Here is a 1,521-nt window from a genome sequence, read left to right on the forward strand (position 1 = left end):
TAGAAGTTGCACTGGCATCTTTTAATACTTCTATAGATTCAATATCGTTAGGGTTAAATGAATTTAAAATACTTTGCGTACCACCCTGATACCTGCCCCCGCTTGCTGGTTGTTGTAAATCACTAATAGGAAAACCATCTACTACAAATAATGGGTCATTACCTGCGCCAGTTAAATTACCTACAGAAGCAGCTCCTCTTATCAATATATTTAAACCGCCGCCAGGTTGAGCGCTGTTCTGAGTGATAGTAAGACCTGCCACTTTTCCTTTTAGCATGTTACCAATTTCTGGCCCGGAAGAAATTACAAGATCTCTTGCTTTTACAGATGATACTGCGCCAGTAAGATCTCTTTTACGCTGCGTACCATACCCAATAACAACTACATCATCCAGTGCCTTGTTATCAGCAACTAAAACTACATCAACCGCAGACTGTTTTTTTAATACTACCTCCTGACTAATATAGCCAACGGAAGAAAAGATAAGCACTGCATTTGATTGCGATACTTTAATACTGAAGTTGCCATCAGCATTTGTTACAGTGCCGGTTTTAGCACCTTTAACTAATACATTTACTCCGGCAACTGGCTTACCATCTGCAGTTATAGTTCCGGTTACTGTTCGTTCCTGAGCATGTACTGCAAAAGCAATACAAAGGAGAAACATCAACAACAGATTTTTTTTAATGAGCATCATAGCAATTTAGTTTTGGTTTGTATGTATTGTAAGATGAAATGTCCTGTAATCGTTTTTATTTTTTTTTTTTTGAAATCTCTTCTTTTGCAAAACAATTATTTGGTAATAATTTGATAACGCTAATGTCAGAATTAATTTACTTAAAACAAAATAACGAAGCTGGTACAGATGCGGTTTTTAGCTATGCAAGCGTTTGCTTTTTCAGGTAAAACGTTTGCATAAGTTTTAAATAAAAATGTTTGCAAACCACATTTAAGCCTCCTATTTTACACTATTGATTTTTTTCAATGCAAACCGGCAAATAAAACCAATGCAAAAACATTTTTTTTAATAAAAAAAATACTGAACCTTTTACCAAACCGGAGCAAGTTTTAAAAAAAATAGCTGCCTGTAAGCAGCCATTTAGTTATTAAGATATTGGAGCGATTGATTTTTTGTGTGTGTGTTATACCAATTAGGCATTGAATCTATCCGATTAAAAAATGTCAGGTTGAGGCACTCATAAAAAAAATTACGCTCTTTGCAAATAACAAAACTTCGATTCCCTTAGAGTGTCAGGCTGAGCTTGTCGAAGCCGATGTGCTTCTTTAAACCCGCTTTCGACAAGCTCAAGCTGACAGTCTAATAATTTGAAAGTAAGTGTCTTTCATATTGTGTCATTAGCAGCTTGTCGAAACCGGTGCGATAGTAAACCCGCCTTCGACAAGCTCAGGCTGACAGCATTCTTTCAATGTCTAGTTCGTATTACTTTACTGTAACAGTTGCCTGCAGTTTATTATATCCTGTTACTGCATCCCATAAATCGGTATTAGCAAGGCGGATGG

At 36.4% G+C, this 1,521-nt stretch carries 1 protein-coding gene; it reads right to left on the bottom strand.

Annotated features, from left to right (window positions below; genetic code table 11):
* Positions 1 to 697: carboxypeptidase-like regulatory domain-containing protein (locus ACY651_RS04120; RefSeq protein WP_462249988.1), on the bottom strand; the 697-nt coding region annotated here is incomplete at its 3' end.
* Positions 698 to 1,521 lie beyond the last annotated feature (824 nt).

The organism is Ferruginibacter sp. (genome assembly GCF_031391665.1).
Lineage (GTDB): Bacteria > Bacteroidota > Bacteroidia > Chitinophagales > Chitinophagaceae > Ferruginibacter.